The 13,554-nt window shown below is 62.2% G+C and carries 15 protein-coding genes and 1 tRNA gene; 6 read left to right on the forward strand and 10 right to left on the reverse strand.

Translation table 11 applies throughout. The annotated features are described in order from the left end of the window. Window positions 1–40 precede the first annotated feature (40 nt). Window positions 41–1,273, forward strand: coding sequence for an acyltransferase family protein (locus BUA69_RS00365; protein ID WP_046134342.1), 1,233 nt, complete (start codon window positions 41–43; stop codon window positions 1,271–1,273). A gap of 141 nt (window positions 1,274–1,414) precedes the next feature. On the opposite strand, the gene BUA69_RS00370 is transcribed toward BUA69_RS00365, so the two are convergent. From BUA69_RS00370 to BUA69_RS00395, 6 genes are all read right to left on the reverse strand, one after another. Beyond that, window positions 1,415–1,900: a TspO/MBR family protein gene (locus tag BUA69_RS00370; protein WP_046134343.1), complete on the reverse strand. Its 486-nt coding sequence runs from the start codon at window positions 1,898–1,900 to the stop codon at window positions 1,415–1,417. Window positions 1,901–1,961: 61 nt separating this feature from the next. Further along, window positions 1,962–2,363 (reverse strand): hypothetical protein, encoded by a 402-nt coding sequence (locus BUA69_RS00375; protein WP_046134344.1) that lies wholly within the window; start codon window positions 2,361–2,363, stop codon window positions 1,962–1,964. Window positions 2,364–2,365: 2 nt separating this feature from the next. Then, on the reverse strand, window positions 2,366–3,655 hold the full coding sequence (locus BUA69_RS00380) for an RsmB/NOP family class I SAM-dependent RNA methyltransferase (protein WP_046134345.1): 1,290 nt from the start codon (window positions 3,653–3,655) through the stop codon (window positions 2,366–2,368). Window positions 3,656–3,666: 11 nt separating this feature from the next. Further along, window positions 3,667–4,092, reverse strand: a complete 426-nt coding sequence (locus BUA69_RS00385; protein WP_046134346.1) for an MAPEG family protein — start codon at window positions 4,090–4,092, stop codon at window positions 3,667–3,669. A gap of 390 nt (window positions 4,093–4,482) precedes the next feature. After that, window positions 4,483–5,985: an IMP dehydrogenase gene (gene guaB, locus BUA69_RS00390; RefSeq protein WP_046134347.1), complete on the reverse strand. Its 1,503-nt coding sequence runs from the start codon at window positions 5,983–5,985 to the stop codon at window positions 4,483–4,485. 243 nt (window positions 5,986–6,228) lie between these two features. Continuing rightward, window positions 6,229–6,747, reverse strand: coding sequence for a MarR family winged helix-turn-helix transcriptional regulator (locus BUA69_RS00395; protein WP_046134348.1), 519 nt, complete (start codon window positions 6,745–6,747; stop codon window positions 6,229–6,231). 140 nt (window positions 6,748–6,887) lie between these two features. Here BUA69_RS00395 and BUA69_RS00400 point away from each other — a divergent pair, with 140 nt between their 5' ends. Further along, a complete protein-coding gene (locus BUA69_RS00400; RefSeq protein WP_046134349.1) occupies window positions 6,888–7,778 on the forward strand; it encodes a branched-chain amino acid aminotransferase in 891 nt (296 codons plus the stop codon). Between the two features lie 218 nt (window positions 7,779–7,996). Further along, the gene (locus BUA69_RS00405; RefSeq protein WP_072866425.1) at window positions 7,997–9,391 is read left to right on the forward strand and encodes an MFS transporter; all 1,395 of its coding nucleotides are present in this window, start codon (window positions 7,997–7,999) and stop codon (window positions 9,389–9,391) included. A 70-nt stretch (window positions 9,392–9,461) separates the two neighbouring features. On the opposite strand, the gene BUA69_RS00410 is transcribed toward BUA69_RS00405, so the two are convergent. Beyond that, complete coding sequence (locus BUA69_RS00410; RefSeq protein ID WP_046134351.1) at window positions 9,462–10,202, reverse strand: RlmE family RNA methyltransferase; 741 nt, start codon at window positions 10,200–10,202, stop codon at window positions 9,462–9,464. Continuing rightward, window positions 10,195–11,388, reverse strand: a complete 1,194-nt coding sequence (locus BUA69_RS00415; RefSeq protein WP_072866426.1) for a Ppx/GppA phosphatase family protein — start codon at window positions 11,386–11,388, stop codon at window positions 10,195–10,197. The genes BUA69_RS00410 and BUA69_RS00415 overlap by 8 nt, the downstream gene beginning before the upstream one ends. Window positions 11,389–11,624: 236 nt before the next feature. Between BUA69_RS00415 and BUA69_RS00420 the strand changes: the two genes are divergently transcribed. The 3 genes from BUA69_RS00420 (at window position 11,625) to BUA69_RS00430 (ending at window position 12,456) form a co-directional block, all read left to right on the forward strand. Then, a tRNA-Gln gene (locus BUA69_RS00420) sits at window positions 11,625–11,698 on the forward strand. 79 nt (window positions 11,699–11,777) lie between these two features. Then, window positions 11,778–12,176 carry a hypothetical protein gene (locus BUA69_RS00425; RefSeq protein WP_046134352.1) on the forward strand — a complete coding sequence of 133 codons (399 nt, stop codon included), beginning with the start codon at window positions 11,778–11,780 and terminating at the stop codon, window positions 12,174–12,176. Beyond that, entirely contained in the window at window positions 12,154–12,456 is a 303-nt protein-coding gene (locus BUA69_RS00430; protein WP_143154365.1) for a hypothetical protein, read from the forward strand. The genes BUA69_RS00425 and BUA69_RS00430 overlap by 23 nt, the downstream gene beginning before the upstream one ends. A gap of 64 nt (window positions 12,457–12,520) precedes the next feature. Here BUA69_RS00430 and BUA69_RS00435 read toward each other — a convergent pair whose 3' ends face one another. Continuing rightward, complete coding sequence (locus BUA69_RS00435; RefSeq protein ID WP_046134354.1) at window positions 12,521–12,847, reverse strand: hypothetical protein; 327 nt, start codon at window positions 12,845–12,847, stop codon at window positions 12,521–12,523. Window positions 12,848–13,046: 199 nt separating this feature from the next. Continuing rightward, a complete protein-coding gene (locus tag BUA69_RS00440; protein WP_052950414.1) occupies window positions 13,047–13,535 on the reverse strand; it encodes a MarR family winged helix-turn-helix transcriptional regulator in 489 nt (162 codons plus the stop codon). Window positions 13,536–13,554 lie beyond the last annotated feature (19 nt).

Consider the following 13,554-nt stretch of genomic DNA (forward strand, 5'->3'; position numbering starts at 1 on the left):
GGGCGTTGGGGGAACGTCCTATGCGTAAATCGGGGGGATTATGAACGCCGATGACGGGCGTCTCTACGGCGCCGATTTCGTGCGGGCCAGTGCCTGCTTCATCGTGCTGTTTCACCACCTCGCGCAGCGGATCAATCCCCGCAGCGCGCTGGGTGATTATGATGCTTCGCAGGTGTTCAATGCGGTCGGCGGATTTGGCGTCGCCATGTTCTTCGTGCTCAGCGGATTTCTGTTGGCGCGGCCATTCTGGAAGGCGCTGGATCAGGGGCGGCCCCTGCCCTCGCTGCACAATTATGCACTGCGGCGGGCGGCGCGGATTATCCCGGGGTTCTGGCTGGCGCTGACGGTGAGCTTCATCCTCAGCATTACCCTGTTTGGCTTCGCGCTCGATGGCTGGCTGGTGCTGCGCTACGTCGCTGGGCTGCTGCTGATCAGCGACTGGCATTGGACGACGCTGTTTCCGGTGGAGATCAACGGACCACTGTGGTCGATCGGGTTTGAGGTCAGCTCATATGTGATGCTGCCGCTGGGGTTTGTGGCGCTGTTTGCGCTGTATCGGGGGCGGCATGGCGGCTGGGCGGCGCGGCTCAGCTGGCTGGGTGTGCTGGCGGTGGCGCTGCTGGCGCATTGGCTGTTTGTGCAATTTGTGCCGGTGGATACGACGCAGCGCGGCTTTGGCTATGGGCTGCAGGGCGGCGCACGGGGCTGGATGCCGCGGTTCAATCCATTCGGATTCTTCGCCATTTTTGCGATGGGAGCACTGGCCAGCGGGGTGCAATTGCTGGTGGGGCGCTATCGCTCGGCGCTGTTCGATGCGCTGTCGCTTGGCGGCATTGCGCTGGTGGCGGTAACGCTCTGGGAGTTTGGACTGCACGAAGGCGGCACCGAAGGGTTTGGCTGGCTCGGCGTGCCCTATCTGTTTCCGAGCTTTCCGCTGATGCTCGGCTTTGTACTGGTGGTAACGCCGTCGAGCCTGGTGGTTGGGCGCGTGCTGGATAACCGGTTGATCCGCTATCTCGCTGAAATCTCGTTCGGAATTTACGTCTGGCACTATCTGGTGCTGGAAGTGGTGCGGTTGTTCTGGCTGCCTGAAATCGGCCATGGGCGGATGGGCGAGCCGGGCGCGTTCCTCCTGGGGAGCGCGGTGATCATTGGCATCACTATGGTGATTGCCACCCTGTCCTATCGCTGGATGGAGGCGCCGATCATTGCCTGGGCACGGACGCTGGAGAAACGGCCTGTCGCGCCGGAGGCTGTGGGCGCGGCGGTTTGATGGCCGAAACAGCAATTTGCATCGAGGGTCATTCCCGCGCAGGCGGGAATCCACTCTTTTCGGCTGGGCAAAGCAAGAATGGATTCCCGCCTGCGCGGGAATGACTCCGTGGGTGAGGGGCAACCGCGCGCCCAAGAACGATTAGTTCAGGACGCCGATCGACAGGTTCAGCAGCGCGGCGAAGCTGACCCAGAGGAGGTAGGGGACGAACAGCCAGGCGGCGAAGGGATCGAGCTTGCGGGCGCTGAGGACGAAGGCGATCAGGACAACCCAGAGCAACGCAATGATGGCGAAGGCGGGCCAGATCAGCTGGGCCACGAACCAGACTGGCGACCAGATCCAGTTCAGCCCCATCTGGATATACCACAGTTTCATCGCGGGAGCGCGCGGGTCGATCATGTAGATGCGCCAGCCGGCGACCGCGATCATCACATAGAGCGTGAACCAGACCGGTCCGAATATCCAATTGGGGGGATTGAATGGCGGCTTGGCCAGCGCCTCGTACCAAGCGGTGGGGATAGATAGCATGCCGATCAGGGCGCCGACACAGATGACGACAAGAAGGAATAGCGCCAGCAGGAACCATGGCCCGGGGGTGCGGTAGTCGGCGAGAGAAGGGACGCTCATTGTAACGCTCTGCGCTGATGGGTTTATCCCCCTCTAACGCATGGCGGTGCAAGTGGTTCACCTAGTCGGTGAGTGTGCAGTCGGCGAGGTTAATCGTCAGTACGCCGGGGGTGCCCGTGGCAGAGGCATAAGCCAGCTGGACGCTGGTTTCGTCGGCAGCCCAGACAGCGGAAACGCTGGTGAAAAGCGGGGTTGTACCGGCCAGAGTGAGTGGGCAGCCGGTGCGGGTCTTGGCGCCGTCTGAGCCCGTGACCTCGAGGATGGCGACGCGGGTGCAGGCGGCGTCACCGCAGAGTTCGCCCAATTCGATGGAGGCCTTGCCGGAGGGCGACACCAGATGATTGCTGGTATCGGGGCCCGGAATGGCGAACCAGACAGCGGCAAAGGCGACGACCACCAGAACGATGGACGCCAGCAAGAAGGCCCAGACGGGGACGGAGCTGCGTTGCTGTTCGAGGCTCACGATTACAGCGCGCGGGTCAGGATGTTGCAGTAAAAGCCATCCGTGCCGGTAAGGCGCGGGGTCAGTGCGAGGCCGGAACCGGCAGTGGCGACGCCATCGGGGATGGGCTGGCCGAGGGCTGCCTGCCAGAGATCGGCTGGCGCAGCCGAGGTGAACTCGGGATGCGTGACTCGGAAAGCGGCGATCTGCTCGTCGTTTTCTTCGGGCAGGATCGAGCAGGTAATGTAGACCAGCGTGCCGCCCGGCTTGACGAAACGCACAGCGTTTTCAAGGATTTCGGCCTGTTCGCCAGTGCGTTGATTCAACAGCTCGGGCGAGAGCTTCCACTTGGTATCGGGGCGACGGCGCCAAGTGCCGGTGCCGGTGCATGGCGCATCGATGACGACACGATCCATCTTGCCGACGAGATCTTCGAGCGCGTCCGGCTGGGGCGCGCGGACCTGCACATTGCGGGCGCCATTGCGCTTGAGGCGATCATAGATGGGCGCCAGACGCGAGCGGTCGCTGTCATAGGCGAAGATCTGCCCCTTGTTGGTCATGGCTGCCGCAAGTGCCAGGGTCTTGCCGCCGGCGCCGGCGCAGAGGTCGAGCACCTGTTCGCCGGGCTTGGCACCCGAAAGCGCGGCAACGATCTGGCTGCCCTGATCCTGCACCTCAAACCAGCCCTTGAGGTAGCCCTCGTCGGTGGTGACATTGGGGGTGCGGGCGTCGCGGGGGCCGGCTGGCATGGTGATGCCGATGGGCGAGATGGCGGTTTCCTGCGGCGAGAAGCGGGCGAGGCTTTTCATGGCCCGTTCGCGGGTGGATTTGAGCGTGTTGACGCGCAGGTCCAGCGAGGGGCGGCCGGACATGGCCTGGCCTTCGGCAATCCAGTTATCCCCGAATGCGCGCAGCAGCGAAGGGGCCAACCATTCGGGCATATCGGCACGGACATGATCGGGCGCAGAGGCCAGATCTGAGCCAGCATGCTGGATTTCTTGTTCGGTTAGCTTGCTGGGGGCGTGGCTGTCTTCGGCAAAGCTCGCATTGAGCGCGGCGGCATCTTCCTGCCAGTCGCGGAGGACGACGGCGAGGACCAAAGCGCGCGGGCTATCCTCGCCCATGGCGAAGGCATGGGAGGCGCGGCGGCGGAGCGCGTCATAGACCAGGTTACCGATGGCAGCACGATCCCCTGCCCCGGCAAAGCGATTGGCCAGGCCCCATGACTTGAGCGCTTCGGAAACCGGACGCTTGCGGGTTTCGACATCGGTCAGAACTTGGATGGCGGCGGACAGTCGACCGGGGAGGCGCATGGATGGGGTACTCAGGCCAGCAGGATTGGAAAGAGGACCAATAGCCAGAGGATGACCAAGACCGCAAGGCCGGTGGCGTAAACAGCAAGGCGCTGATGCACGCGATTGGTGGTGATGTGGATGGCCGCATGGACATAGCGCAGGACGACGAAGGCCCAGGCGGCGATGACGATTGGCCAGCCGGTAATGCCGGCCCAGAGGGCGAGCAGCGCCGCCACATAGAAAAGGACCGGCAGCTGGAACTGGTTGTCAAAATTGTTGGAAAGCAGCCGGGCCTTGAGCGGATAGGCGGTGCGCTCGACCGCAATATCCTGAAGCGGGATTTCGCCGGACATAACGCGGGGCACGCGCTCGCGGCCCATCAGGACCAGGATGATGATGGTGAGCAGGACCTGGCCGGCAATGGCGAGGATCAGCAATTTGGCGACGAGGGTCATGGGACTGATGCTCTGGTTGAGATTCGGGGGAGTGCGGCAAGGGGTTGAATGTGTTGGGGTTTGGGTCGGTGGTGTTCGGGAGCGGGAGATTCCCGCCTGCGCGGGAATGACCCGGTGCGGGTGGATGGAATAACTCAGTGGGGTGGATACGCGTGAGGAATGGGCGTGGATCAACGAGCCGTCGTTGGGGGAACGAAGGAGAAGGAAACTGGATCCCGGCTTTCGCCGGGATGACGCGGTGGAGGGGGGAAGGTTTGGGTTCGAGTGTGCGGAGGCGTACCCCCACCCTGCTCGATTTACGGACTTAGCTGAAGCTAAGTCCTATCGCGCTTCCCTCCCCCTGAGGGGGAGGGTGTCCTGACTGATAGATTGTCGGTGTTAGAGCGGCGGCTAGCGGCCGCTGCGGTAGTTGGGGGCTTCGCGGGTGATGGTCACGTCGTGGACGTGGCTTTCGCTGAGCGCGGCGCCGGAGATCTTCACGAAGACGGAATTGTCGCGGAAATCCTTGAGATTGTGCGCGCCGGTATAGCCCATGGAGGCGCGCAGGCCGCCAGCGAGCTGATGCAGCACGGCGCCAGCGGCACCCTTATAGGGCACCTGGCCTTCAATGCCTTCGGGGACCAGCTTCATCTGATCGCGCACGTCCTGCTGGAAGTAGCGATCGGCCGAGCCGGAGCCCATGGCGCCGACCGAACCCATGCCGCGATACGACTTATAGGAGCGGCCCTGATAGAGGTAGACCTCGCCCGGGGCTTCATCGGTGCCGGCCAGCAGCGAGCCGACCATGACGCAGGATGCGCCACCGGCCAGGGCCTTGGCCATGTCGCCGGAGAACTTGATGCCGCCATCGGCGATGACCGGAATGCCGTGACGAGCGCCTTCCTCCGCGCAGGCCATGACGGCGGCCAGCTGCGGAACGCCAACACCGGCGACGATGCGGGTGGTGCAGATCGAGCCCGGACCAATACCGACCTTGATCGAGTCAGCGCCAGCATCGATGAGCGCGCGCGTGGCTTCGGCGGTGGCGACATTGCCAGCGACGATGCGGGTGGAATTGCTCTCGCGCTTGACGCGCTCGACGGCCTCGGCGACGCGCACCGAATGGCCATGGGCGGTGTCGATGACCAGGAGATCAACGCCGGCATCAATCAATTGCATGGAACGCTCGAAGCCGGCATCGCCAACGGTGGAGGCGGCGGCGACGCGCAGGCGCCCCTGGGCATCCTTGACGGCGTGGGGATTAAGCTGGGCCTTTTCGATATCCTTGACGGTGATCAGGCCGACGCAATTGTAGTTCTCGTCAACGACAAGCAGCTTTTCAATGCGGTACTTGTGCAGCAGGCGCTTGGCATCTTCCTTGGAAACGCCATCACGCACGGTGATGAGGTTTTCATGGGTCATCAACTCGGCAATGCGCTGGCCGGGGCTGGACGCGAAGCGCACGTCGCGGTTGGTGAGAATGCCAACCAGCTTGCCCGTGGCGCGACCACCGCTGCCGCCATTTTCGACCACCGGAATGCCAGAAATACGGCTGGCCTGCATCAGCGCCAGCGCATCGGCAAGGGTCGCATCGGGACCGATGGTGATGGGATTGACCACCATGCCGCTCTCAAAGGACTTCACCTGGCGAACCTGTTCGGCCTGCTGCTCGGCGGTGAGGTTTTTGTGAATGACGCCCATGCCACCGGCCTGCGCCATGGCGATGGCCATGGCGTGTTCGGTGACGGTGTCCATGGCCGAGCTCAGAATCGGCAGATTGAGCGCGATATCCTTGGTCACGTAAGTGGAGATATCGGTTTCGGTGGGGAGCACATCGGAACGCGCGGGCTGGAGCAGCACGTCGTCGAAGGTCAGCGCATAATCGCCGGTTGCGGTGGTAATAATCTTCGCCAAGGCCAGACCCTTCCTGCCTTCTGAATAATCAGAAAATGTTGGAGTTTGAGCCGGGCAAAAGAGGAGATTCCGGGCTCAGGTTGGCGAGGGTCAATAGCACCGGGCGGCATTGTTGCATAGGGGGAGAGGAATGCTTGTCCCTGCGGGGCAGACCGGCGCATAGCGCAGACCTGCTGCCAGGAGGGCGATTCCCGCCAGCGCGGGATATGCACCGGGCGGCGGCGAGAGGCCGGGATCGCCGGCCTACAGCGCTGCCGTCAGGTTGAGGCGATCCAGGACGGGGCGGTCGCCGGGGTCGACCATGCCGACGAGGAAGCGGCGGACGATGTTGGCCGAGTCGACGGGCAGGCCGGCAATGGCAGCCTCGATGCGGCTGGCCTGGCTGGTCGAGAGCACGCCAAAGAAGGCGCGGCCCTTATCGGTGGCGAAAAGCAGGCGCTGGCGGCGGTCGGAATGGCCGGTCTTCTGTTCGATATAACCATTATCGATGAGCTGGCGCAGTACGCGGGCAAGACTTTGCTTGGTGATCTTGAGAATATCAAGCAGATCGGCGACCGGCATGCCGGGCCGCAGATTGACGAAATACAGCACCCGGTGATGGGCGCGACCAAAGCCCTGGCGCTCCAGCAAAGCGTCGGGATCGCCAACGAAATCGCGATAGGCGAAGAAGAACAATCCCATGATGTCGAGCGGCAAGTCGCCGTCTGTCGGAGGATCGAAATTTATGTCAGCTTTGTTGACATTCTTTTGGTTCGCTGCCATTGTCTTCCTTCAGGAACGCCAGTGTTTCTTATCCCAAGTCCAATGTGGTTTGCCAAGGGCTTGAGGGTGGGGCATGATCGGCGCAAGCAGGCTTTTCCGCGTGAAAAGGCCTCGTAATACTTTTGTATCGGGAGACGATGATGGCAGGCGTGCCAATGGACCAGCGCGAGGGCTGGATCTGGTTTGACGGCGAGCTCAAACCTTGGAAAGACGCGAAGATCCACGTGCTTACGCACGGGCTGCACTATGCCAGCTGCGTATTCGAGGGCCAGCGGGCCTATGGCGGCGAAGTCTTCAAGCTGCGCGAACACACCGAGCGGCTGATTGCCTCGGGCAAGACGCTCGACTTCACGATTCCCTATTCGGCCGACGAGATCGACGCGGCCTGCCGCGAAGTGCTCGCCAAGAACAATCTGGTCGATGCTTATATGCGTCCCGTTGCCTGGCGCGGCTCGGAAGAGCTGAGCGTGCCGGCGCGCAATAACACGGTGCACCTGGCGATTGCTGCATGGGTGTGGCCGAGCTATTTCTCGACCGAAGAAAAGCTCAAGGGCATCCGCCTGGAATGGTCCAAGTGGCGTCGCCCGGCGCCCGACACCATTCCGTGCAAGGCCAAGGCTGCCGGCCTCTACATGATCTGCACCCTGTCCAAGGACGCGGCCATGGCCAATGGCTATGCCGACGCGCTGATGCTGGACTATCGCGGCTATGTGGCAGAGGCCACCGGCGCCAACGTGTTCTTCATCAAGGGCAAGGACATCGTAACGCCGACGCCCGATTGCTTCCTCGACGGCATTACCCGCCGCACGCTGATCGCCCTGGCCAAGGCCAATGGTTTCACCGTGACCGAGCGCCACATGAAGCCGGAAGAGCTGGGCGATTTCGACGAATGCTTCCTGACCGGCACTGCCGCGGAAGTGACCCCGGTGTCGCAGATCGGCGAGTTCTCATTCACGCCGGCAGAAGGCTGCCGCACGCTGATCGATGCCTATAGCGCCGAAGTGCAGCCCAAGCAGGTTGCAGCCGAATAAGGCCTTCCGGGGCTTTGAGAGTAAGGGGTCGGGCGTGAGCCCGGCCTTTTTTTCTTGCTGGGAAGCGCCAGGGGCATCACGCATCGATTCCGCCTCTTCCCCTAAAGTCTTGCCGCAACAGGCATTGCTGGCTTTGCATCACCGCGCTGCGGGTTCATAGTTCGCGCGGCCGGTTACGGCCCCTCCCGATTCCTTTCCGATTGTTTCCCGGTAGTCCCGTGGTCCGCGTTACGCCCCTTATTCTTGCGGTCGCCCTGTTCATGGAACAGATGGATTCGACCGTCATTGCCACCTCCCTGCCCGCGATTGCCGCCGATATCGGCACCGAGCCGATCTCGCTGAAGCTGGCGCTGACGGCCTATTTCGTGGCGCTGGCGATTTTCATTCCGATCAGCGGCTGGATGGCCGACCGGTTCGGCGCCAAGAACATCTTCCGGCTGGCAATCTTCGTATTCATGCTGGGCTCGCTCGCCTGCTCGTTCTCCTATTCGCTCGAGACTTTCGTGGCCTCGCGGTTTTTCCAGGGCATCGGCTCGTCGATGATGACGCCGGTGGGCAGGTTGTTGCTGGTGCGCTCGACACCGCGCAATGAGCTGGTTTCAGCAATGGCCTGGCTGACCGTGCCGGCGCTGCTGGGGCCGGTGACCGGACCGCTGATCGGCGGGTTCCTCACCACCTATCTCAGCTGGCACTGGATTTTCTGGATCAATATTCCCATCGGCATTGCCGGGATACTGCTGGCCGGGCGCTATCTCAAAGTCATCGACGCGCGCAATCCGCGCCCTATCGACGTGGTCGGCTTCATCCTGGCCGCAGTCTGCTTTTCCGGGACAATCTTCGGGCTGTCGGTCATCAGCCTGCCGGCGCTGCCGATCGTTTATGGCTATCTGACCGTGGCCGTCGGCGTGGTCTCGGGCATTCTCTATCTGATGCATGCCCGGCGGACCAAATATCCGCTGCTGGACCCTGCCCTGTTCCGCCACAAGCTGTTCCGCTCATCAATGATCGGCGGCTCGATTTTCCGGGTCGGGGTGGGTGCGGTGCCCTTCCTGCTGCCGCTGATGCTGCAGCTCGGATTTGGCCTCAATCCGTTCCAGTCGGGGGCCATCACCTTTGTTTCGGCCATCGGCGCGATCATGAGCAAGTTCCTGGCCGAGCAGGTCTATGCGCGGTTTGGATTTCCACGCGTGCTGGGCTTTGCGGCGTTCTTTGGCGGCATCCTGATCGCGGCGCAGGGCTTTTTCACCCAGGGCACGCCCGCGGCGGTGATGATGGGGGTATTGCTGGCTGGTGGCATCCTGCGCTCGATCTTCTTCACCGGCTCCAATGCCATCGGCTATGCCGATATCGACAATGAAGAGGCCAGCCAGGCCACCGCTATCAACGCCGTGGCGCAGCAGCTCAGCATCGCCTTTGGCGTGGCGGTTGCCGGGGCTATCATCGAAATCAGCAGCCGCGCCCATGGCGGCGGGCTGACGCTGATCGATTTCCAGGTGGCGTTCTTTGTCGTGGGGGCGCTGAGCGCCATTGCCGGGATCGTGTATTTCCGGCTGCCGCGCGATGCGGGTAGCGATGTGTCCGGGCACAAACCGGCGGTGATTGCGAAGGAGTGAGCGGCGCCACCCGCAGGAAGGTCAATCCCGGCTGCGTGGGAATGGCCTGTGGGCGCGGCGGCGCCGCGCCCTATTCCTCGTCGTCTTCGACGCGGGTTTCGCGGGGCACGTCGCCCTTGAAGCCCTTGGCAACCAGATAGGCCTCGGCCGAATCCTGGCGGCTGGAGGGCGGCTTGGCGTGGAAGGTGGTGCGGAAGTGGCGCTTGAGCATGTGCAGCAGCTCATGCTCGGTGCCGCCCTGGAACACCTTGGCGACGAAGGTGCCGCCCGGCGCCAGCACGTCGATGGCGAAATCGGCAGCGACCTCGATCAGATGGACGATGCGCAGGTGATCGGTGGGGCGATGGCCGGTGGTGGGCCAGGCCATGTCGGACATGACCAGATCGGCCTTCTTGCCACCCATGGCGGCAATCAGCTGGGCCGGCGCGTCCTCATCGGTGAAATCCTTTTGCAGCAGGATCACGCCCGGAATCGGGTCCATTTCCAGATAATCAATGCCGACGATCAGCGGATTGGCATCGGTGGAGCCAGTGGCCGTGGCAGCAATCTGCGACCAGCCGCCGGGGGCAGCGCCCAGATCGACCACGCGCATGCCCTTGCGGAACAGCTTGTGCTTCTGGTCGATCTCGCGAATCTTGAACGCGGCGCGCGACCGCAGGCCTTCGGCGCGAGCACGGGCCACATAGGGGTCATTGAGCTGACGCTCCAGCCACTTGGTGGACGAGACCTTGCGGCCTTTCGCCGAGCGCACGCGGATCTTGAGGTCCTTGTCGGACTTGCGGCCGCCGGTTCCGAGGGCTTTATCAACCATTGCTCTGTCTCCGGGGCGGGTAACGGGTAGATCGGGTGCGGGCGCGATCGGCGTCCATCAGTGAGATCAGAATGCCTTCGCGCAAGCCCCGATCGGCAACGCGGACGCGCTCGGTCGGCCATTCGCGGCGAATGGCTTCAAAAATGGCGCAGCCAGGCAATACCAGATCGGCGCGGTCGCGGCCAATGCAGGGATGGCCGACGCGGCGCTCGAACGGCATGCCGAGCAGGACCCGCATGGTCTCATCGACTTCGCCGCGCTTCATCCACAGGCCATCCACCTTCTGGCGCTCATAGCGCTCAAGGCCGAGATGCAGGCCGGCCAGCGTGGTGACGGTGCCCGAGGTGCCGATCAGATGCACCGGATGGGTGCCGATCATCTGGCGCAGCTTTTCGCGGCCACGAAACTGGCGCAGATGTTCGGAGACAAAGCTGACCATGGCCTCGAAGGATTGCGGCGTCACGTCGATGCCGCCGAACTTTTCGGCGATGGAGACGACGCCCACCGGCAATGACTGCCAGGAGCGAATCGAGGCGGACATGCGGCCCTGGCTCTTGGGACGGCCGCCGCGGAAATCCAGCCAGGCCAATTCGGATGAACCACCGCCGATATCGAACATCAACGCGCCCTGGGCGGCGCCCTCGATCAGGTCGGCGCAGCCGGTTACGGCCAGTTCTGCCTCGGTGCGGCGATCGACGATTTCAAGCTCCAGCCCCAGCTCTTGCTTGACGCGGGCGAGAAAGGCCGGACCGTTCTCGGCGGCGCGGCACGCTTCGGTGGCAATCAGGCGCATGCGCGCGGGCTGATGCTCGCGCAGCTTGTTGCGGCACTGGCGCAGCGCTTCCATGGTGCGCTCCATCGCCGCTTCGCCGAGGCGACCAGTGACGGAAACGCCCTCGCCCAGCCGGACGATACGGGTGAAGCCATCGAGCACACGAAAGCCGTGCTCATGCGGGCGGGCGATCAGAAGGCGGCAATTATTGGTGCCAAGATCGAGCGCCGCATAAACGGGGCCGCGGTTCTTGCGGTGGGGATTTGTGGCATTGGCCGTCCGCGTGTCCGGTGGCGGAGCTATGGGGCTCGCAGGCCCTGCCCCTCCCCCGGCCTGGCCACCGCCATTCCGGGTACGGATTGCCGAATCGTCTGGAGACGATTGTACGGCAGCGGACCGATTCTCATCGGTCACTATAGTCTCCTGCGTGCGCGGTCGCCGAACCGGACATGCCGATTGCGCCCGACGCACTGTCATTGCGTGTCGGGTTCGACGGTAGAGCAAGGGGGGCTTCAGCGCAATCCAAACGATTTTGCCCACAACTTGTCCAAACCATGCCTTGCAATATGGATCGGCATTGTCTATTCAGACCCCGCGCTTGACGAGACACCTCGGTTTCTCCTCCGCGCCACCACGGCTCACCGGCCTGCTGGGGAATAGTTCAACGGTAGAACAGCGGACTCTGACTCCGTCAATCTTGGTTCGAATCCAGGTTCCCCAGCCAATCGGTTTTATTAATTTAGATCAACCACTTATCGATCTGCATTAGCAGTGTTCGTTAGCACCGTGTGGAAAACACGCTAATGGTCGGCCTGTTTGCGCCGCACTTCGCCATTGCCTTCCTCGCCTCGACCATGCAGAGATTCCAGCTGCCTTGGGAGGGGACCAGATTGCCAATCATATTGCTGCTTGCTGCCATTCTAATCGTCATAATCGGAGGCCCGGTTGCACTTGGTGTCACGGCGGGCGCAGCCGTCGCGCTACCGACTTGGCTCTTGTGGAGTGCTGGCTTTTTTCAGGTGATGTTTTGGATCGTGGTGATTTTCGGCGGGCTTGCTGTATTGGGTGGCTTGGCCCTGCTCGCTATTAAGATCATTTCGCCAGACGCACCGAAACGATCATGTATCAAATGCAGTCATCGGCAACCGGCTGATATGAAGTTCTGTTTCAAGTGCAGCTATGAACATGCAGCCGGTGCCTGACGAACCGGAGAAAAACTACGATTGGACCGAAGGCAAGACCATGGACGATGAATTAATTTCGAACTTGCAGTGTGATGTGGCTATCAACATCGCTGGTTGGGATGATGCGGCGATCAATAAGCGCACTGCTGACGTATTGCGTAAGGCTGCTGCCATGGTGGAAAGCGGCGATCTTGAAACTGGCTTCATCGACCTGCGGGACGATACCGGCAAGAAGGTTGGCACCATCTATTTGGACCATAGCGAGGGTGGACCTTTTACGGACGAAACTCCGAACTAGCTGGTCGAAATAAGCGCCGCCAAACCACTAAGGTTGGCGGCGCTGGTGTCTGGTCGGGCTGGTTCTAGGCGGCGGGCTTCTCAACCCGCACAATAGCCCGGTCATGGTCATCAAGTTCATCGATGGTGACGCCGGGCTCCGGCGGATCGTTCACCAAATAGCCCGCAGTCTTTGACCCAAAGAACGTCACGGGAATGTAACCGGCGCAGGTGAAGAGAGTGGCGCTGAACGGAAGGTCATCGCCGTCAGAACGTTCAATGAGCGTGCCGTTAGCCAGATGCTTGACCGTGTAGCTGCCGGGCAGCATTTCGGTCGTTTCAGGATCAAGAGGCAGCGGAATCACGCCGGGCACCACAAGCTCGGTTACGAGGTAGTTGTCGAACTTTTCCATTATGCGGCCACCTTCATCTCGCCTTCATTCCAGATAATCGCATCCAGTTCATCGGCCATCACCGTCGATCTTAGGTTCCGCCATTCACAGGCGGATGAGGAGGCGCTACCCGAAGGGGGACCACAGAACGTCGGGTTAAAGGGTTTGCGCGCCCTCATTGATTTTCTGGTCGTCAATGTGGGGTGGCCGACGGCGACAGCTAACCGACCTTGGCGGTTTCGGCGGACTTGGCGGCGTGTTCCATGCGCATGCGGCGGAGGGAGTCGCGGGTATTGACCAGCAAGGCCCGCATGAAGCGGCGGACGACGGCCAGCTCCTCCTCCGAGAAGGCGGCATAGACGGCCTGGTTGAGGTCGATGAACTTTTCGCGCAGTTGCAGCAATCCCGATTCCCGGACTTCCGTGCCCAGCGACAGCAGCACGCCGCGCCGGTCCGTGGGATGGGGACCGCGCACGATGAAACCGGCCGCCTCCAGACGGTTGAGCATGATCGCCGTGGCGCCGCTGGTGAGGCCCAAATGCTGGGACACGGCCTTGGGCGTGGCCGTGCCATCGGCTGAGCGCACGAAGAACAGACACATCAGATCAGTGTGATTGATGCCGGCGCTCTCTGCCAACCACCTGTAAACATGGGTCATTTCCCCGGTCAGGTCGCGCAGCACGCTTTCGAGTTCAAGTTCCTGGGTCACGTCGCATTCCTAATTCAGG

Source organism: Devosia limi DSM 17137 (genome assembly GCF_900128975.1).
Lineage (GTDB): Bacteria > Pseudomonadota > Alphaproteobacteria > Rhizobiales > Devosiaceae > Devosia > Devosia limi.